Source organism: Roseibium sp. (assembly GCF_050301095.1).
Lineage (GTDB): Bacteria > Pseudomonadota > Alphaproteobacteria > Rhizobiales > Stappiaceae > Roseibium.
Genome location: NZ_JBNKYW010000016.1, coordinates 35,081 through 52,234 on the forward strand (window position 1 = coordinate 35,081; position 17,154 = coordinate 52,234).

General features: G+C 59.2%; 22 protein-coding genes. 12 read left to right on the plus strand and 10 right to left on the minus strand.

Features of this window, described 5'->3' with window-relative positions; translation table 11 throughout:
* The first annotated feature begins 48 nt into the window (after window positions 1-48).
* Entirely contained in the window at window positions 49-315 is a 267-nt protein-coding gene (locus tag ACQY7U_RS00925) for a hypothetical protein (protein WP_428641053.1), read from the plus strand.
* A gap of 280 nt (window positions 316-595) precedes the next feature.
* Here the strand turns inward: ACQY7U_RS00925 and ACQY7U_RS00930 are convergent, their stop codons facing one another.
* From ACQY7U_RS00930 to ACQY7U_RS00940, 3 genes are all read right to left on the minus strand, one after another.
* On the minus strand, window positions 596-1,276 hold the full coding sequence (locus ACQY7U_RS00930) for a hypothetical protein (protein ID WP_428641055.1): 681 nt from the start codon (window positions 1,274-1,276) through the stop codon (window positions 596-598).
* 259 nt (window positions 1,277-1,535) lie between these two features.
* Complete coding sequence (locus ACQY7U_RS00935; protein WP_428641056.1) at window positions 1,536-1,967, minus strand: CBS domain-containing protein; 432 nt, start codon at window positions 1,965-1,967, stop codon at window positions 1,536-1,538.
* A 98-nt stretch (window positions 1,968-2,065) separates the two neighbouring features.
* On the minus strand, window positions 2,066-2,851 hold the full coding sequence (locus ACQY7U_RS00940; protein ID WP_428641058.1) for a rhomboid family intramembrane serine protease: 786 nt from the start codon (window positions 2,849-2,851) through the stop codon (window positions 2,066-2,068).
* Window positions 2,852-3,364: 513 nt separating this feature from the next.
* On the opposite strand from ACQY7U_RS00940, the gene ACQY7U_RS00945 reads away from it, so the two are divergent.
* The 3 genes from ACQY7U_RS00945 (at window position 3,365) to ACQY7U_RS00955 (ending at window position 6,427) form a co-directional block, all read left to right on the plus strand.
* Window positions 3,365-4,009, plus strand: a complete 645-nt coding sequence (locus tag ACQY7U_RS00945; protein WP_428641060.1) for a PAS domain-containing protein — start codon at window positions 3,365-3,367, stop codon at window positions 4,007-4,009.
* Between the two features lie 371 nt (window positions 4,010-4,380).
* Window positions 4,381-5,016 (plus strand): PilZ domain-containing protein, encoded by a 636-nt coding sequence (locus ACQY7U_RS00950; protein ID WP_428641062.1) that lies wholly within the window; start codon window positions 4,381-4,383, stop codon window positions 5,014-5,016.
* Window positions 5,017-5,812: 796 nt separating this feature from the next.
* Window positions 5,813-6,427 carry a transglutaminase-like cysteine peptidase gene (locus ACQY7U_RS00955; protein ID WP_428641063.1) on the plus strand — a complete coding sequence of 205 codons (615 nt, stop codon included), beginning with the start codon at window positions 5,813-5,815 and terminating at the stop codon, window positions 6,425-6,427.
* A gap of 138 nt (window positions 6,428-6,565) precedes the next feature.
* Here the strand turns inward: ACQY7U_RS00955 and ACQY7U_RS00960 are convergent, their stop codons facing one another.
* The gene (locus ACQY7U_RS00960) at window positions 6,566-7,093 is read right to left on the minus strand and encodes a gamma carbonic anhydrase family protein (RefSeq protein WP_428641065.1); all 528 of its coding nucleotides are present in this window, start codon (window positions 7,091-7,093) and stop codon (window positions 6,566-6,568) included.
* Window positions 7,094-7,098: 5 nt separating this feature from the next.
* Window positions 7,099-7,425, minus strand: a complete 327-nt coding sequence (locus ACQY7U_RS00965; protein WP_428641066.1) for a DUF6949 family protein — start codon at window positions 7,423-7,425, stop codon at window positions 7,099-7,101.
* 88 nt (window positions 7,426-7,513) lie between these two features.
* On the opposite strand from ACQY7U_RS00965, the gene ACQY7U_RS00970 reads away from it, so the two are divergent.
* Both ACQY7U_RS00970 and ACQY7U_RS00975 read left to right on the plus strand, forming a co-directional pair.
* Entirely contained in the window at window positions 7,514-7,642 is a 129-nt protein-coding gene (locus ACQY7U_RS00970; RefSeq protein ID WP_428641067.1) for a hypothetical protein, read from the plus strand.
* Entirely contained in the window at window positions 7,639-8,352 is a 714-nt protein-coding gene (locus tag ACQY7U_RS00975) for a hypothetical protein (RefSeq protein ID WP_428641069.1), read from the plus strand. The genes ACQY7U_RS00970 and ACQY7U_RS00975 overlap by 4 nt, the downstream gene beginning before the upstream one ends.
* Before the next feature lie 95 nt (window positions 8,353-8,447).
* On the opposite strand, the gene ACQY7U_RS00980 is transcribed toward ACQY7U_RS00975, so the two are convergent.
* Both ACQY7U_RS00980 and cysE read right to left on the minus strand, forming a co-directional pair.
* A complete protein-coding gene (locus ACQY7U_RS00980; protein ID WP_428641071.1) occupies window positions 8,448-8,663 on the minus strand; it encodes a DUF3126 family protein in 216 nt (71 codons plus the stop codon).
* A 114-nt stretch (window positions 8,664-8,777) separates the two neighbouring features.
* Window positions 8,778-9,614 carry a serine O-acetyltransferase gene (gene cysE, locus ACQY7U_RS00985; protein WP_428641073.1) on the minus strand — a complete coding sequence of 279 codons (837 nt, stop codon included), beginning with the start codon at window positions 9,612-9,614 and terminating at the stop codon, window positions 8,778-8,780.
* Window positions 9,615-9,783: 169 nt separating this feature from the next.
* Here cysE and ACQY7U_RS00990 point away from each other — a divergent pair, with 169 nt between their 5' ends.
* Window positions 9,784-10,593: an enoyl-CoA hydratase-related protein gene (locus ACQY7U_RS00990; protein ID WP_428641074.1), complete on the plus strand. Its 810-nt coding sequence runs from the start codon at window positions 9,784-9,786 to the stop codon at window positions 10,591-10,593.
* A 107-nt stretch (window positions 10,594-10,700) separates the two neighbouring features.
* On the opposite strand, the gene ACQY7U_RS00995 is transcribed toward ACQY7U_RS00990, so the two are convergent.
* Window positions 10,701-11,585, minus strand: a complete 885-nt coding sequence (locus ACQY7U_RS00995; protein ID WP_428641103.1) for an alpha/beta fold hydrolase — start codon at window positions 11,583-11,585, stop codon at window positions 10,701-10,703.
* A 44-nt stretch (window positions 11,586-11,629) separates the two neighbouring features.
* Window positions 11,630-12,385, minus strand: coding sequence for an alpha/beta fold hydrolase (locus tag ACQY7U_RS01000; RefSeq protein WP_428641076.1), 756 nt, complete (start codon window positions 12,383-12,385; stop codon window positions 11,630-11,632).
* Window positions 12,386-12,651: 266 nt separating this feature from the next.
* Here ACQY7U_RS01000 and ACQY7U_RS01005 point away from each other — a divergent pair, with 266 nt between their 5' ends.
* The 5 genes from ACQY7U_RS01005 (at window position 12,652) to ACQY7U_RS01025 (ending at window position 16,422) form a co-directional block, all read left to right on the plus strand.
* Window positions 12,652-12,897, plus strand: a complete 246-nt coding sequence (locus tag ACQY7U_RS01005) for a zinc-finger domain-containing protein (RefSeq protein WP_428641078.1) — start codon at window positions 12,652-12,654, stop codon at window positions 12,895-12,897.
* A 15-nt stretch (window positions 12,898-12,912) separates the two neighbouring features.
* Window positions 12,913-14,115, plus strand: coding sequence for an FAD-dependent monooxygenase (locus tag ACQY7U_RS01010; RefSeq protein WP_428641080.1), 1,203 nt, complete (start codon window positions 12,913-12,915; stop codon window positions 14,113-14,115).
* 177 nt (window positions 14,116-14,292) lie between these two features.
* Entirely contained in the window at window positions 14,293-15,036 is a 744-nt protein-coding gene (locus tag ACQY7U_RS01015) for a competence/damage-inducible protein A (RefSeq protein WP_428641081.1), read from the plus strand.
* A 16-nt stretch (window positions 15,037-15,052) separates the two neighbouring features.
* Complete coding sequence (gene gpt, locus ACQY7U_RS01020) at window positions 15,053-15,562, plus strand: xanthine phosphoribosyltransferase (protein WP_428641083.1); 510 nt, start codon at window positions 15,053-15,055, stop codon at window positions 15,560-15,562.
* Window positions 15,563-15,756: 194 nt separating this feature from the next.
* On the plus strand, window positions 15,757-16,422 hold the full coding sequence (locus ACQY7U_RS01025) for a L,D-transpeptidase (RefSeq protein ID WP_428641084.1): 666 nt from the start codon (window positions 15,757-15,759) through the stop codon (window positions 16,420-16,422).
* Window positions 16,423-16,432: 10 nt separating this feature from the next.
* On the opposite strand, the gene sfsA is transcribed toward ACQY7U_RS01025, so the two are convergent.
* On the minus strand, window positions 16,433-17,137 hold the full coding sequence (gene sfsA, locus ACQY7U_RS01030) for a DNA/RNA nuclease SfsA (protein WP_428641086.1): 705 nt from the start codon (window positions 17,135-17,137) through the stop codon (window positions 16,433-16,435).
* Between the last annotated feature and the right edge of the window lie 17 nt (window positions 17,138-17,154).

The following is a 17,154-nucleotide window of genomic DNA, read 5'->3' on the forward strand; positions in this document are numbered from 1 at the left end:
TTGCGCTGGCGGGCCCACTAACATTAGCTCGTTGGAGAAGGCTGAAACATGCTTGGTATCCTTGATTTACTTGGAACTATTGGCGGGGACATTTTAAGTCTTCCTGGTATTCTCGGCCTGGCGCTTGGTATGGCGACCCGGAACTGGATTCTTGCCGCTGTCCTGGGTGGTGCCGTAGGCGCTGCGCAAACTATCGTGTTTGCCGGTTTCAACATGGCTGAGGTGCAATTGCTCGGTCTTGCCATTGCCGTTCTGGTCGGCGTTCTGGCAAGCAGTGTCGGGTGCGTTATCCGGCACAAGGGGGCAACTGTCTGAAGCCAGGTTTAAAAAGCTCTCAGGACCTTGGTTTCGCAAGTGGACGAGGCTGGCCCGACGGCCAGCCTTTTCCGTTCAGGGCGGGTTCTGTCACGGTCAAGGCGTGACCCGCGGTGACGCTGAACGGAAATTCCGGTTACAAGGCAACAAACGAGCCAGGTATTTCAGCCTCAACATCAATTCATCATGCCAGACCTAACAAACAGGAACCGGTCTGATGGCCTCTTTCGGCTCGCCTGACTGCCTCGCGCTGCTAGAACGGCCAACCAGGCAGAACCGGCTAACGCGGATAGGCTGACACGCGTGTCATAAAGATCAGCCCGCGCGAGCTGCGCTCGATATCGACGACGTAGGTCCACAAGCCGCTGAAAGACACCAACGCCTGCCCATCGCCGGTCAGGGTCTTTGCAAGACGGCTCTGAACGTAATTGCCATAGAGCGAATTCCGGGCAACGTCTTCCGCCGTTCCCATTTGACCCTCGAGCATCGACGCTGCCGTGCGGGCAACGACCTGCGGATCCCAAAAGCGGCTTGCTGCAAGTCTGGCTTCGAATCTCCTGCGCTGCGGGTCCGGCAGTGAGAAGAGCTTTTCGGTTTGTTGCCCGACTTCTAACCGGAAGGCAGGCGTGGCCGTCAACTTGTCTTCAAGCTTCGTCACAGGAAGGTCGGCAAGCGCACCATCCGCATAAGCGCGGATCGCGCTCCAGTCGTCACCAAAGACCTCTTCGACCAGCCAGGCGCCATGTGCATTCGGAAACTCAACCGATAACCGCCCGATGTCGAACCCATCGCCCTGCTCCCTCAGGAAGCGAATGACCTTGCGTTCGTAAACCTCGAACTTTGCAATCTCGTCTTCCGTCATTCCTGATGGGTAGAGGCTCGCGGAAAGAGCGGCTGAGACGGAGAAAACCAGAGCCAGCCCGGCAGCGGAAATTCGCGCAATAAATTTTTGAACCGTCAAGATGACGCTCCTTAAAGTTTCGGCGAGAAACGGACGAAACACTCCGCATCAGAACTATCAAGACAAAAAGGCTCGCCGGATAGATTTTCTATTCCGACAAGCCACTCTCTGAATATCCGATTTTGAAAGAAGAAACAGCAGGCAGGCTCCGGCATCCACCAGCCGCAACCGCTCCTCTTTCGGTCTCTTCAACCGGCAAACGGTGCAGGTGACGGTAGCCATCAGATTGAAAACTGGCCCAGCCGGCCAGCCTCCGAAATCAGGCCATCGTGATGTAGCTGCGCATCTGTTCCGCTTCCAGTTCGACCTGTGCGATCTTGAACTTGACCACATCCCCGATGGAAATCAGTCCGGCGAGCTTGCCGTCCTTCACCACCGGCATGTGGCGGAACCGGCGCTGGGTCATGAGCGCCATCACTTCGTTTATGTTGTTGTGCTCGGTGCAGGTCACCACGTCCTTGGTCATGACGCTGGAGACGGGCAACTGCAGGGCGGAAGCGCCTTGCGTTCCGATAACACGCACGATGTCGCGTTCGGAAATGATCCCTTCGATCCCATCTTCGCCATCGGTGACGACCACCGCACCGATTTTCTTGCTTGCCAGGGTTTCGCAAACTTCGCTCAGCGGCACATCGCTCCGCGCGGTAATCGTGTCGTGGCCTTTCCCACTCAGGATTGCGGCAACGGTCATTCAGAACACCTCCCATGGCATCAACGACCCGTCACTTACGGGACAAATGTATCATGGCAAAAAAATCAGCATTCGCAAACCGTTGACACGACTTCTCGTCAGGGCTTGCGGCGCGGCACCGGATCGAAGAAGGGAAACAGCGCAAGTCCTGCGACAAAACCGCCAATATGGGCCTGCCACGCGATCGTTGCAGCCTGACCGGCGGCCGGACCACTCATGAGACCAAAAAAGAGGTTCAGACCGAACCAGACGGCCACGAAAACGAGGACCTGCCGGTTGCGGAAACAGTCGGAAAGCGGTTGAGCCGGCACGAGATAGGCGGCCCGGTCGCTTCTGCGGAACGTTCCGAGCGGCCCGCCGAGTTCAAAGGCAAAACGGATCGCAGCCGCCATCTGGCCGGAGATTGCCGCGGACGCGCCCACCATCGGCACGGTTTCACCCCAGTGAGTCGCGAGATGCGCCATGGCTCCGCCGACGGAACAGGCCGCCGAAAAGACCAGAAAGCGCCCGACTCCGAATCGGCGCGCGACGGCACTGCCGAATATCGCCATCCAAAGCAGATTGAAGATGATGTGCATGGCGCTGCCATGCAGCAGACTGTAGCTGACACTCGCCCAGACACTCGAGGCAAGATCCAGCGGCGTCAGGCTGGAAAGAACCGAATACTTGCCCGGCCAGAAGGCAAACAGATAGAGGATGAGATTGTCCCAACGGACGGGCAGCACAAACGAACGCAACAGATGAATGGCGATCATCGCGCCCCCGAGCCATACGATGACACCGGGCAGATTGAACACAGGAGGATTCGAGGGGCGCTTGGGCTCCTCCATCTTGCGGGCCTGCTCCCGCCGCGCACGCTCATCGTCGAATTTGTAGACGTTCATCAAACCTGTGCCTTTTGCCGCTTCATTCCAGCTCCCTTCCGTAAGTCAGAATAAAGTCAAATCAAGGGGTATCACCCCACAATAATACGAAACGCCGGCCATCCCACGAATGACCGGCGTTTCTTTTGCCCCCCAAAGCAGGCCGCGTCCCCGTGACGCCCGCTCAAGGACAGGTGTTCCCGGATATTGCCGGCGCTTTCTTGACCGGGGCGGCCTATTGCTGGCCGTTCCTGCCGGTCCGCAGCCAGAGCAATGCTGGCAGGGTCCTCCCGCCCGCCGTTTCCGGTGAACTGGTCGCTAAGCTGCCAACACACGACCCGCAAAACAAGCTTTACTGAAAATTAACCTTAATTTACCGGCCGAAACTTGAAGATTTCCCTCATTCGGCGAATTGGCACGCCTCCTGCTTTGTTACCGTCAAACACAGAAAGGGAAACCCCTTCGTCCCGTTTTGAAACAAGCACTGTCTTGAGACGAAACACCGGACGAAGACCGGCGAAGAGGCGAAAGCAGATGAAACACGGCGTGACGCAAACTCTTTATTCATACTGGGACAACCTGCGCGGCGCCCGCCCTGCCCCCAATCGCAGTGAGGTCGATCCCGGCGAGATCCGCGGGCTTCTGGGCGACACCTTCATCCTGGAAACCAACGGTCCGCGTGACGTCCGGTTTCGGCTTGCCGGAACCCGGCTCTGCTCAGCCCATTGCCGGGAATTGAAGGGGCGGAATTTCCTGCGCGGATGGAACACCAAGGACCGTGAGGCGCTTGAAAGCCTGATTGCAGCGATCACGGAAGATGCCGCCGCCGCGGTAATCGGCATTAACGGTCACACCGAGCGTGGCCAGGTTCTTCACATGGAGATGCTGCTTGTACCGCTAAACGTTCCGGGCGAAGGCCGCATCCGGATCCTGGGCAGCTGCACACCTATGGACAAGCCCTACTGGATTGGCCTTCATCCCATTTTGAACCAGTCCATTGCCAGCCTGCGGCTGATCTGGCCCGATGAACGTCCCTATTTCATCGAGGAACCGGCGAGCGTGAACCCGCTTCTGCCTCGTTTCACCGCAGAAGGAATGCCGATGAGGGCAGCGCCGCTTCCGCAAGGCGCGGAACGCAAGGTCGGCCACCTGACCGTATACAGCGGCGGAAAATCATAAAATACCGCCATAAGGGGAGTATGCCTTTGCGTCCTGGAACAGTTGTCCTGTTCCAGGACGTTTTTTTGTCCTCTGCTACATTTCGCCCCAAGCCAGGGCCAACAGGTATTCCGCAAGTGATTCCTTTTTGAAAATCAGGTCAAAATTCCCGGAAACACGCCGAACCTTCGCAGACATCTTCACGCTCCGCCTCATGTTCATGTCATTTTTGCCGATATTATTGTGCCGGAACCCTAGACCTGAAGGCCGTATCGTCTACACTCTCTTACACATCGTTAACCCCGACTGCCTAAAGTGTGCGGGAGGGGAATCGGGATACTCTTCTCAGCCAGGGATAGTGCGGTTCACGCACAGTTTTGGATAGAGCAGGCATGAGCGCCGGATTGGCAACAGCACAAGATGGAAGCAAGTCGCTTCAGGTCACTGATCGTCGGCGGCATCAGCGTGTCCAGGTCAACATTCTTGGACGTTTCATGCTGGAAGACCGGCACGAATATCCCTGCCAGGTCATAGACATGTCGCCTGGCGGCATGGCAATGATCACGCCCGTTCCGGGCCGGGTCGGCGAACGGGTCATCGCCTATCTCGACCATCTCAGCCGGGTTGAAGGAAAGATCGCCCGCCTGATTGATGGCGGCTTTGCTGTTGAGCTGAACAACACGGCCCGCAAACGCGACAAGATCGCCAACGTCTTGACCTGGCTGGCAAACCGCGACGAGCTCAATCTTCCCGAAGACCGCCGTCACGACCGCTTCGTCCCGAAGAATCCGATTACCAAGATGATCCTGCCCGACGGATCCGTGCATGTCTGCCGTATCGTCGACATTTCCCTGTCCGGAGCAGCCATCGAAACCGATGTCATTCCGGAGATGGGCGACAGCATCACGCTTGGCAAGATGCAGGCGCGTGTCATTCGCCAAATCGAAGGCGGGATTGCCCTGGAGTTCGCCGCTGTTCAAAGCCGTGAGCTGTTGGAAAAACACATCTCTGCTCCCGACACTGACTGATACGTCCCTCTCGTCTTTTTGCGCAGATATCCAGGGTTTCGCCTGGCGGGTTGAGCGCCTGCAGGTGAACGCTCGTCGCGAACTGAACGGCCGACACGCCTGGACCGCAGCAACCGGCAAACTTAATTGCGACTTCGACAGACAGCCCGGCCGGCTGTCCCGCGCTTCCGCAAGGACCGGTTTATTCCAAGCTGAATTGACACGCCCCATCTGACCGTATTCGGACATCCGTTCGGCAAGGCAGCCATCGCGAGGCGATGCGGTGAACCGGTCAAAACATGCGATGCGGCGGAACAGTCTCAAAAAGGCTTACGTGAGGCGTTTCTGCTCTCCGGACAGTCTCAACGCGGCCTGAACGGCCAGCCAGGCCGCGCCGCGCAACGCGACTTTCCGGCAAACCATGCGCCCCATCCGACTGCCTCCTATCGTTTACGTCAGGTATTCGGCACGCTGCACCACATCAGGTCGCACTTTTTTCCCCTGACACATCATTTTTTCTTACCCTTCCCTGGCGCGCGTTCTCCCGCGTCGAAGGGATTTCCCTGAAGGTATCGGAAGCAAACCGGCGCTTGTCAGGTTCCGCTCCAATTTGAAAAACACACGTCAAAACATGGTTCTATGGAGGATCGCTAAAATTTTACGAAAATTTCCATAAACCTTGATTCAAACAAGACGAAAACAATAATAAAACAAATATCAAACGAAGCTAAAATGAACTTATTGTTTTAGCCTGAAGATTTCCCCCAAGTAAAAATCATTACGTCATCGTTACATCAGCCTTGGGGAGGGCGTGACGATGAAATTACTTCTGAAAACTTTGTTCGCTTCTACTGTATTGATGGCCACAATGGCGGCGGCAACCTCGGTCCAGGCAGGTCCCGGCCGGTTCATGGAGATGAATGCGGTCGTGAAGGCACCGATCGGGCACAAGCAGTTTTGCCGTGACAACGGCTGGGCTTGCCCGGACGAGCGCTACGAGCCCGTCGTGGTCCGGTTGGATGAAGCACGCTGGAACGAACTGATTGCGATCAATGCCGAAGTGAACCGCCGCATCCGGCCGATGACCGACGAGGACCTGTTCGGCAAGGTCGAATACTGGACCTACCCGGTCGACGGATACGGTGACTGTGAAGAATATGTCCTGGAGAAGCAACGCGTTCTGATCGAAGCGGGCTGGCCGAAAAGCGCCCTTCTGATCACCGTTGCCAAGGACACCCAGAATGCGGGTCACGCGGTGCTCACGGTGCGCACGGACCATGGCGACATGATCCTCGACAACCAGATCGAAGCTGTTTTGCCGTGGTATTCGACACCGTACCGTTACATCAAACGCCAGTCTGCAAGGTCTCCCCTGGCCTGGACCGGCATCTCCGACACTCGCGTCACCACGGTTAGCAGCGTGTCGAAATAATTCTGGGTTCGGTCCGGTTCTGCCGGGCCCGAAGGACGATCCGGTCGCGTCCCCACCCTCCCCATCCCTACCACGACCGGGTCAGGGAACCGGCCAGCCCCCCGCAGGCCGGTTCCCGCTTTTCCGGTGGTGGAGAAATCAGACTTCCTGCAGCCCAGCCTTGAAGCGCCGCCAGTTTCGGACATAGCCGGCCGCGGATTTGCGAAGATCCCCGGCGGCCTCTGGCGGCAGGGTCCGGATCACCTTTCCCGGCATGCCGACGACGAGGGAGTTGTCCGGTATTACCTTGCCTTCCGCGATCAGGGCGTTGGCGCCGACAATGCAATTGGAACCGATGACCGCGCCGTTCAGGATTGTGGCCCCCATGCCGACGAGCGAATTGTCGCCAATGGTGCAGCCGTGCAGGATCGCCTTGTGGCCGATGGTGCAGTCCGCGCCGACGGTCAGCGGGAAGCCCATGTCCGTGTGGCAGACACAGCCGTCCTGGATATTTGAGCGCGCACCGATCCGGATGAGTTCATTGTCGCCGCGCAGAACCGCGCCAAACCAGACGCTTGTCTCCTCGTCCAGCAGAACGTCCCCGATCAGCGTCGCATTGGGAGCGACCCAGTAGTCGCCGCTATCCGGAAAAACGGGTTTGCGGCCCTCGAGAGAATAGACAGGCATGGAACTCAGTGAATTCCGCTTAGGATCAGTGCGACGTTCATCACGAACAACCCGGAACACATGCTCCACATGCCGGCAATGGTCGACGATGCGACGAGCCAGCCCAGAGGCCGGTTCTCGATGCGCCGGCCACGAATGGCATTACGCATGATGATGAAGGGACCAGCGAATATGCACATGAACATTCCGGCCAGAAACGACAGGACCGACTCACCCGTAAAATTGAAACGCGGCGGCTCCTTGGTAACGAGCTGATAAAGGCTGCCGAGCACGCCGGCGGCCACAAAGCCCGCACAAGCGATATATCCAGCAAGAAGAAGTTTGAACAACACAGCCGTTAACTCCTTGTTAACCCTTTCACATGGAAAGTGTTTAAGAATTCGTAAAGGGTCAAGTGCAAAGACTGTGCCGGAAAGGCAAATGGCCGAAAACTCCCAAATCAGGCCCGATCATGAGGCCTTCTGGATGCTCCGGAACGGAACCGGCGTTTCATTTCAGGACACGCTGTCCCAGTTCTGCGCAATCGCGGACAGGGAGGCCGTTTCGTGATCCCCGTCTCCCTGCCGGCACCGATCCGCACCGAACCCCGGCATTTCACCTGGCTTGCCCTGGCAATCTGCGTGCTGTCGGCTGCATTTGTCGCCGAGCGTGCGGTTTACTGGTCGGACTACTGGAAGAGCGATATTCAAGGTGCGTTGAATACGGCACCGGTTCATTTGAAAATCGGCGGCACGGACTTCCGCATGCCCTTGAATGCCATTGCAACGCCCAGCCAGCGTCACAAGGCAATGAGCGGTGGCTCCAGCTTCGATATGCTGCGCCTGACGATGACCTGGCACGCGACCGACGCCGGTGACGGCAGCCTTGACACCGGCAGCCAGCGGACACCGGCGAACAGGATACTGATCGAGCTGGAACACAACCCGGAACGGGAAAGCGTCAGGGCACGCCTGGAACCCTTTTACAGACGCCTTGCAAGAGGCGGGGAGCTCTCCGGACCCGGCGGGTTGAGGGTTTTGACCCTTTCGGCCCGCAAGGCCTCCAGGGCGGACAGGATCGTCTATGACCCGTCCGCACAAAACGGCTTTATTGCCCGCTGCCGCAAAGCTGCCGCGTCTGCGGATACCCTCTGCCATCGCGCGGTCGTGTTGGCATCCGGCCTGGAATTGCGCTACCGGTTCGATCAGGCCCTCTTGCCGGACTGGCGGGAACTGGATCGGGCCGTGATTCGCAGGGTTGACGGTTACAGAATGCGATGAACCGCTATCCGGCACCCTGCATTTCAAATCCGCTTTAAAACGAAAAAAGGCGGCCCTTTCGAGCCGCCCGTGATCTTGCCTGCCGTTGATCTGACTCAGACGTCTTCCAGGTCGATTTCCAGAATGGCCATTTGAAAGTTCCAGCTCAGGTCTTCATCTTCGTCATCGCGGAAGATAACGCCAATGAACTCCTCGCCGATATAGACCTCTGCCGAGTCGTCTTTGCGCGGACGGGCCCGGACCTGCATGCTCGGCAGTTCGAACTTCGAACGCAGATACGCTTCGATCTTTCGGATTTCATCGGGTTTCACGGCGTTCTCCTATCATTTGCCTTAAGCATTATTCTGGCGCGGACCCTACAAGACCGGACGGAAATGCCAAAGCATTTCCATGTTCTTTCCCCGTCTTCCTGATCCGGAACGACTTCAATCCGTCTGTACGGCGTCGTCGCTCAGCAGCTGGTTCATGCTTCTGGCAGGTTCAGCGCAACCGGCCTTGCCGACGATCTTGGCCGGAACGCCAGCCACGGTCGTGTTGGCGGGTACATCCGCCAGCACCACGGAGCCGGAGGCAATCCGCGAGCAATGGCCGATTTCCAGGTTGCCGAGCACCTTTGCTCCAGCCCCCAGAAGAACACCGTGCCGGATCTTCGGATGACGGTCGCCCTGCACCTTGCCGGTCCCGCCAAGAGTTACGCCCTGGAGAATGGAAACGTCATCCTCTATCACCGCCGTGCCGCCGACGACGATGCCGGTGCCATGGTCGATAAAGATGCCGCGTCCGACCGGGACGGCCGGATGAATGTCGATCTGGAAGACCTCGGAGGCGCGGCTCTGCAGGTAGAGCGCGAAGTCTTCGCGTCCCCGACGCCACAGCCAGTTGGCCAGCCGGTGGGTCTGCAGGCCATGGAAGCCCTTGAAGTAGAGAACCGGCTCCAGATAGCGGTAGCAGGCCGGGTCACGATCGAAGACCGCGACGATGTCGACACGGAAGATCTTCGCAAGCTCCGGCTCGTCGGCCAGGGCTTCCAGATAGGTCTGACGGATCAGAGACGCGGATACGACGTCCCGCCCGAGGCGGTCGCCAAGACGGTGTACGACGGCTTCTTCCAGACTGTCGTGATTGAGCACCGTTTCATAGACAAACGAAGACAGGGCCGGCTCGGCCACCACCATCGCCTGCGCTTCATCGCGCAACTGCTGCCAGACCGGATCATGGGTCGGAACCTGTTTCAATTCTGACTTGCCGATCGGTGCCGACATGGCCTGTCTCCTTTTCAAGCCGTCCTGTTGGAGCCCTTAAAATAGGACTGCCGTCTGATTTTCCAAAATGAATCTTCCTGATATCAGATATAAAGCTCGCGAATGAGCCAGGGAAATTCAGGGTATTCAGCTCGTTGCCGCCCATTATAGCAAATTTCGAGGAGTGACAATGTCCACCATGCCGCAGCCGGACGAAACGGCAAATCCCCTGCTCACCATCCGTGGCCAGGTTGCCGAACTCCTTCTGAACGCACCGGAAAAAAAGAACGCCCTGCCGCTGGCTGCCTGGCAAGCCATGCCCGATCTTCTGCAGCGTGTCGCCGCAGAGGGAGAAGTGCGGGTCTGCATCGTCAGAGGGGCGGGCGGCAAAAGCTTCTGCGCCGGCGCGGATATTTCCGAGTTCGAAACCATCCGCTCGACACCGGAAGCCGCAAAGCACTACGACGAGATCAACGTGGCCGCCTTCAATGCTCTGAAAACGTTGCCCATTCCGGTCATTGCCGCCATCGAGGGGCCCTGTCTCGGGGGCGGACTCGGCCTCGCGCTTGCCTGCGACATCCGCATTGCCAGCCGTTCCGCCTTCTTCAGCCTGCCGCCAGCCAGACTGGGGCTGGCCTACCCGCCGGAAGCTCTCAGCGACATACTGGAGGCTGTCTCCGTCTCCGACGCGAAAAGCCTCCTTTTTACCGGTGAAAAGGTATCTGCGGAAAAGGCGTTTCACATCGGCCTGATCAACGAGATTGCCGAAGAAGGGCAACTGGACGGCCGGATCGCCACTTTGTGCGAGACGATCTGCGCCAACGCCCCCTTGTCGCTCAGGGCGGCAAAGCAGGCCTTGAACCAGCTCGCCCGTCCGGCCGCCGCCGCAGACCTCAGCAAAGCGCTTGAAAATGCAGAAGCCTGCATCAACAGCCAGGACTACCGGGAAGGCTACAGGGCGTTTCTGGAAAAACGGAAACCGCAATTCAAGGGGCGTTAAACCAGAACCGACTGCAGTCGCCCTCAACAGGGAACGAAAGCTGCTCGGCCGGAATCACTTTCTCAGAAAGCCTGCTCAATCATCTGGAATTGCTTTTCATTTCCCGATCAGGCCAGAGCCGCGCAGGCCTTCAGGCCAAGGAGGAAATCTTCGACGGCGGATGCAAAGACATCATTCCTGTCGCCGGCAACCATGTGTCCCGCGTCGCGGATATCGGTGAACTGCGCATGCGGTACCTGCGCCTGAAACTCGCGCACGTGGTCCATGGAGACCAGCTCCGAGTTCTGTCCCCGGATGAGGAGCACGGGCAGCGACAGGTTCGCGGTGGCGGCAAGCATTTCCTCCTGAGCGGCCGCCGCAAGGCTGGCGTCTTGATGTTGCTTGACCTTCAGGAAAGCCGGATCCCAGTGCCAGCGATAGCGGCCGTCGTCATGAAGACGCAGGTTCTTCGAGAGCCCCGAGAGGTCCTTCGGCCGCTTCCGGTTGGGAAGATAGCGGGCAATGGCCTCGGCGGCTTCTTCAACGCTCGCAAACCCTTCTTCGACCTTCTCGCCCATGAAACCCAGTACCTTGTTGGCACCGTCCATGTCGATCCGGGGCGTGATATCGACAAGAACCAGCGCCGCCATGCCGCCATTATTCTTCCGGCCTTCCGCGAGCATTCCCGCGAAACCGCCGAGCGAGGCTCCGACGACCACCGGCCTGGAACCGTGAAATTCCCTCACCCGCCGGGTGACAGACACAAGGTCCCTGGCAAAATCCTGAAAGGCGTAATTGCCGCTCTCAACCCAGGCGCTTTCGCCATGACCACGCTGATCCAGCGCGTAGACGGGATGGCCCAGCGCCGCAATCCGGCGCGCGGCCGCGTCCCAGGAATGCCGGGTCTGCCCGCCGCCGTGCAGCATGACAACCGGTTGCGTCCCCTCACCGTATCTGTCGGCGACAAGGCGGTTTTCTTCCGCCCCCAGAAATTCCACACGCTGCGGACCCATGACCTCTCCCATGCGGCGGCCCTTGAGAAGACCGTCCAAATGCTTCACGCGTCGATGTTGTTCAAAAAAGCCAGGACACCCTGCTTGTGGACCTTGTCCCCGACCGCCACCATGTGATCGCGTCCGGGAATTTCCAGAACCTCGGCATGCGGTATCAGTTCGGCCAGCTTGTGCGGCGAACCGGCGATGTCATCTTTCGTACCGACCGCGACCAGCACCGGCCGGTCGATCCGTTTAACGTCCTCTTCGCTGATTTTCTGCCGCGAGGAACGCATGCAGGCGGCCAAGGCCAGCCGGTCGGAACCTGTTTGCTCGGCAAAAGCCCGGAACGCCCGGCCGGCCCTGTCCCCGATGTCCTGGATCCGGTCCGTTTCCAAAGCGGCTGCGATCGGCTCAGGATCGCCGATGCCGGTGATCATGCCGTAGCCAAGACCGCTGAAAACCGCACGCCGCACCCGGTCCGAATGGTTCAGGGTCAGAAACGCCGATATGCGTGCACCCATGGAATAGCCCATCACATCAGCGCGCTCGACATCGAGATGGTCCAAAAGCCTCCGGGCATCTTCCGCCATGATCGGAGCTCCATAGGCATCAGGATCATGGAACTTCTGGCTGTCGCCGTGCCCCCGGTTGTCGATGGCGATCACCCGCCGGCCATCCTTGACCAGGAGATCCACCCAGCCAGGATATTGCCAGTTGACCTGCTTGTTGGAGGCAAATCCGTGAATCAGCAGGATCGGATCCCCTTCTCCTTCGTCCAGGTACGCTATTTTGACGCCATCGGCCTCGAATTGCGGCATAGGTAGATATGACCCTTACGTAAACGGAAAACACTTTCTTCGGTACAGTAAAATGTTTGAACGCCGATGGCAAAGGCGAATTGACCTCATCTGCCCGAAACGCCCTTGCCACCATCAACCCACGCAGCGCCGTTGCGCCCTTCGGATCCAGATGCACCGGAGCTGCGCAGGAAGTCCCTGTTCAGTCATTTTACAAATGGATATGGTCGCCATTATTTGCTATCGGGTCGGCAGCAAAGGCTCCCGAGATAAAAAGGACTGTGACAATGGCGGATCATGTTGTCCCGCATTTTCAGAATTCCAGCGGCCACGATTCTGTTGCGATCGGTGCGCGCGAATTCATGTGCATCGGCGCAAATCCTCCGTTTGACCATCCGCATGTCTTCCTGGACATGGGCAGTGAAAACGAAGTGGTCTGCCCCTACTGCTCGACGCTGTACAAGTTCGACGGCACCTTGAAGGAAACCGAATCCTCGCCAGCCGATTGCACCTGGACGCCGGCCGCGGCCTGATCCGGAAGCAATCCGATGGCCCAGAACGGGGAAGCCGAAAATCCGATTGTGGTTGCCGGCGCCGGCATCGGCGGCCTGACCGCCGCCCTGGCGCTTCGGCAAGCCGGACATGACGTCGTCCTGATGGACAGGGCAGCGGAACTGTCGGAAGTCGGCGCGGGCCTGCAACTGTCCCCCAATGCGGTTTCCGTGCTGGACCGGCTTGGCGTTCTGGAGGCCCTCGAACCCTACGTCTGCGCCCCCGAATATCTTCGGATCTGGTCAGGTAGAACTGGACAGCAACTGGGCCGTGTCCGCTTCGGAGACTTTATCCGGAAACGTCACGGACATCCGTTCTGGGTGGTCCATCGGGCCGACCTGCAGCGTGTTCTTCTGGAAAGAGTTCAGGAAACAGCGGGCATTTCGGTTCGCCTCGGCACGGAAGTTTTCGACCTGACCTCGTCGCCCTACGACGACCTAATGTGCGTTTATCGGGACGATACGGAAACCGGCAAGCTCTGCTGCAAGGCCCTGATCGGCGCGGACGGTGTCTGGTCGAAAACCCGGCGGATCGTTCCCGGCCACCAAACCGCCCGTTTCAGTGGCCAGGTCGCCTATCGCGCGACCCTCCCGATGGACGGCGTTTCGGAAAGATGGGCCAGAGACAGCGGCCTCTGGCTGCACAAGGACAGTCATCTGGTCCACTATCCTGTCAGGGCCGGACGCGAGTTGAATATCGTCGGTCTGGTCCAGGAAGACTGGGAAGACGAAACCTGGTCGGCCAGGGCGAACACGGAAACCCTGCTTCATCGTTTCCGCGACTGGCCGTCGGACATCCGCAACCTTCTCACAATTCCGGACACATGGCTGAAATGGGCGCTCTGCAGCGTCGATGCCTCCGGCCCGTGGACCCACGGCCAGGTGGCGCTTGTCGGGGATGCGGCCCACGCGATGCTGCCCTATATGGCGCAAGGGGCCGCCATGGCCATCGAGGACGCTGCCGTGCTGGCCAGGCATTTGCCTTCTGATGTTCAGAACATTGCGTCCGCCCTCAGGGCCTTCGAACGGGAGCGCAAACCGCGGGTGTCGCGGATCCAGAACATCGCCTTCCGCAATGCCAGCGTCTTCCATTATTCCGGCGCAGGCGCCTTTGCCCGTGACGCCGTTCTCCGCTTGTCGAAGCCGGAAACCCTGACGGCACGATTCGACGATATTTATAGCTGGACGCCGGACGGCTGAACTGATGTAAATTCCTTGGGACACCAGTCCGCCGCCCTGACCGGACCTCCACCCGTCCCGGGCGGTGTCCGGAAGTTCGAACAACTGGCTTGCCGGACATTCTGGCCCGCTTTCGCTTGAGCTCTTTTGCAAGCTGCGATAAAGCCAATCCCCATTCATGTGTCAGGGAGTGTAAAAATGACCGGTCGGAAGGCAGATGACGTTGTAACCGCTGCGTTTCTGGTCATCGGCGATGAGATCCTGTCCGGCCGCACCAAGGACAAGAACATCGGCTTTGCGGCTGATTACCTGACATCGCTGGGCATTGACCTCAAGGAAGTCCGGATCGTACCCGACGAAAAGGCGGAAATCGTTTCTGCCGTCAACGCCTTACGTGCCAGATACACCTATGTCTTTACCTCCGGTGGCATTGGCCCGACCCATGACGACATCACCGCCGAATGCATCGCCGAAGCCTTCGGGGTCGCCTTGAACCTCGATCCGCGCGCCGTCGCGATCATGGAAAAGCACTATCCGCCCGGCCAGTTCACGCCGGCACGCCAGCGCATGGCCCGAATTCCGGAAGGCGCCGACCTGATCGAGAACAAGGTGTCCAAGGCGCCGGGATTCCGGATCGGCAACGTTCACGTCATGGCGGGCGTACCGTCCATCATGCAGGCCATGATGGATGCCATCGCGCCGACACTGGCAACGGGCAGGAAGATGCTGTCCGAGACAGTTGCCGCCGACATGCCGGAAAGCCGGATCGCCGACCGGCTGGCGGCCATTCAGGATGCTCACCCCGAAACGCTGATCGGTTCCTATCCGAGAGCGAACGAGGGAAAATTCACTACCGAAATCGTGATCCGGTCGCGGGACGAGGCGATACTGAAGGCCGCTGCCCGCGACGTGGCGCAGGCCGTTGCCGAACTCCTGGGATAATCTGAAGGACAAATTCATGGAAAACCCCGCCCAAAACAAAGCCTTCCCTGTTTCCTGGGACATGTTTCACCGCGATTCCCGCGCCCTTGCCTGGCGCCTGTCGAGCGAAGGCGAATGGAAGGCGATCGTCTGCATCACCCGCGGCGGCCTCGTTCCGGCCGGTATCGTGGCCCGCGAACTCGGCATCCGGACCATCGAAACCGTCTGCATTGCCTCCTACCACGACTATGAAAACCAGGGCGAACTGCAGGTCATCAAGCCGATCGATCCCAAGGTGATCGACCTGAAGGAAGGCGAAGGCAGTGGCGTTCTGGTCATCGACGATCTCGTCGACACCGGCAAGACACTGAAGGTCGTGCGCGAAATGCTGCCCAAGGCCCATTACGCGACCGTCTACGCCAAGCCGGTCGGCGTACCGATGGTGGATACCTTCATCACCGAAGTATCCCAGGATACCTGGATCTATTTCCCCTGGGACATGGGCTGGCAGTTCCAGCCGCCGCTGGCCAAGGATACCGCCGGCTGATCGTTTTTGCAGGAATGCAACACCCGGCGAGAAGCATAACGGTCCTCACTTCGAGTTGAAGGCCGCGCCTCTTTTCCGACGAATTTTTGCTGATAAGGCTTGTCGCGGCCGGTTGGACGATCCGTTCGACCGGCCGTTTTACATTCAGCGGCGCCCTCCCGCGCCGCGACCGGCTCTATTCAACGGAATTTGGAATGCTGAACAGACGACTGTTTCTTGCCTCGGCCGCCGCTACGCTCGCAACCGGGTGTGTCTCCTCCCGTCAGGTTGCCCCGCAGCCGGCCGGCCCGACCTATCAGGGCCGCCCGATTGCCCCGGAATATCTTCAGATGTACCGGGCCATGCCGGAAGAGCGCTTTCCGATTCCGGCCGTCGACCTCAGCAAGATCGATCCGGCCTATTACCGCCGTCTGGTCGACTATTATTCACCGGAACCGGCCGGCACCATCATCGTCGACACCGCCAACCGCTACCTTTACCTCACGATGGAAGGCGGCAAGGCCATGCGGTACGGCGTCGGCATCGGCCGGGCCGGGTTCGAATGGGGTGGCCGCGCGCGCATCCAGTACAAGAGAGCCTGGCCAACCTGGACCCCGCCCGCAGAGATGATCGCCCGTCAGCCGGAACTGGAGGAATTCAGGAACGGCATGCCGCCGGCACTCGACAACCCGCTCGGTGCCCGTGCGCTCTATATCTTCGAAGGCAGGAAAGACACGCTCTACCGTCTGCACGGAACGTCGGAATACTGGTCAATCGGCAAGGCCGTCTCCTCCGGCTGCGTACGTCTGCTCCAACAGGACATCATCGATCTCTACAACCGGGTTCCGGACGGCACGCCTATCATAGTCCGGCAGGCCTGAGCCCCTACTTTCAAGCCACGATCTCCACCGGCTGGACCGCATCGATGCCGTCCAGCCGAACGTCGCAGCCGATGGCATAGGCTTCGACACCGGCCTCACGGGCTGCAGCAAAGGCCGCGGCATAAGCCGGGTCGATGTCGCCTGCCAGTCCCAGGGTGGCACAGTCCGGACGCTGGACCAGAAACACCATGACGGCCCGGTGGCCTTCGCCAACCATATCCGCCAGTTCGGCCAGATGCTTCGCGCCCCGGGCGGTGACACTGTCGGGAAACTCCGCAAATCCCGGCTGGCGCATCAAATGGACGTTCTTGACCTCGACATAGGTTTTGGCCCCGTCCGTGCTCTCCAGCAAAATATCGACCCGGGAGTTCTTGCCGTATTTGACTTCCCGCTTCAGCGAGGCAAAACCGGCCAGTTCCGGAATTCGGCCATCCTGAAGCGCCTCTTCCACCAGCTTGTTCGGATGGGCGGTATTGATGCCGACCAGTGCACCGTCCGCCTCCATCACCTCCCAGGAATATTTCAGCTTCCGCTTCGGATTGTCCGACAGCGACAGCCAGACCCGTGAACCCGGCTCCTTCAGCCCCAGCATGGAGCCGGGATTGGCACAATGGGCGGTGATTGCGGTCCCGTCCTCATCGAGAATGACATCGGCCAGGAAACGCTTGTAGCGCTTGACGAGACGGCCGCTGACCAGTGGTGCGGAGAATTTCATGCCGTGACCTCGGGTGG

Excerpts from the sequence above, each read along its gene's own strand:
- ACQY7U_RS01005 (WP_428641078.1), top strand. The coding sequence starts at position 12,652 with ATGGCGGATCATGTTGTCCCGCATTTTCAGAATTCCAGCGGCCACGAT.
- gpt (WP_428641083.1), top strand. The coding sequence starts at position 15,053 with ATGGAAAACCCCGCCCAAAACAAAGCCTTCCCTGTTTCCTGGGACATG.
- ACQY7U_RS00995 (WP_428641103.1), bottom strand. The coding sequence starts at position 11,585 with ATGGGTCCGCAGCGTGTGGAATTTCTGGGGGCGGAAGAAAACCGCCTT.
- ACQY7U_RS00970 (WP_428641067.1), top strand. The coding sequence starts at position 7,514 with ATGGCCGAAAACTCCCAAATCAGGCCCGATCATGAGGCCTTCTGGATG.
- ACQY7U_RS01025 (WP_428641084.1), top strand. The coding sequence starts at position 15,757 with ATGCTGAACAGACGACTGTTTCTTGCCTCGGCCGCCGCTACGCTCGCA.
- cysE (WP_428641073.1), bottom strand. The coding sequence starts at position 9,614 with ATGTCGGCACCGATCGGCAAGTCAGAATTGAAACAGGTTCCGACCCAT.
- ACQY7U_RS00940 (WP_428641058.1), bottom strand. The coding sequence starts at position 2,851 with ATGAACGTCTACAAATTCGACGATGAGCGTGCGCGGCGGGAGCAGGCC.
- ACQY7U_RS00925 (WP_428641053.1), top strand. The coding sequence starts at position 49 with ATGCTTGGTATCCTTGATTTACTTGGAACTATTGGCGGGGACATTTTA.
- ACQY7U_RS00955 (WP_428641063.1), top strand. The coding sequence starts at position 5,813 with ATGAAATTACTTCTGAAAACTTTGTTCGCTTCTACTGTATTGATGGCC.
- ACQY7U_RS01000 (WP_428641076.1), bottom strand. The coding sequence starts at position 12,385 with ATGCCGCAATTCGAGGCCGATGGCGTCAAAATAGCGTACCTGGACGAA.
- ACQY7U_RS00945 (WP_428641060.1), top strand. The coding sequence starts at position 3,365 with ATGAAACACGGCGTGACGCAAACTCTTTATTCATACTGGGACAACCTG.
- sfsA (WP_428641086.1), bottom strand. The coding sequence starts at position 17,137 with ATGAAATTCTCCGCACCACTGGTCAGCGGCCGTCTCGTCAAGCGCTAC.
- ACQY7U_RS00950 (WP_428641062.1), top strand. The coding sequence starts at position 4,381 with ATGAGCGCCGGATTGGCAACAGCACAAGATGGAAGCAAGTCGCTTCAG.
- ACQY7U_RS00935 (WP_428641056.1), bottom strand. The coding sequence starts at position 1,967 with ATGACCGTTGCCGCAATCCTGAGTGGGAAAGGCCACGACACGATTACC.
- ACQY7U_RS00960 (WP_428641065.1), bottom strand. The coding sequence starts at position 7,093 with ATGCCTGTCTATTCTCTCGAGGGCCGCAAACCCGTTTTTCCGGATAGC.
- ACQY7U_RS00990 (WP_428641074.1), top strand. The coding sequence starts at position 9,784 with ATGTCCACCATGCCGCAGCCGGACGAAACGGCAAATCCCCTGCTCACC.
- ACQY7U_RS01010 (WP_428641080.1), top strand. The coding sequence starts at position 12,913 with ATGGCCCAGAACGGGGAAGCCGAAAATCCGATTGTGGTTGCCGGCGCC.
- ACQY7U_RS01015 (WP_428641081.1), top strand. The coding sequence starts at position 14,293 with ATGACCGGTCGGAAGGCAGATGACGTTGTAACCGCTGCGTTTCTGGTC.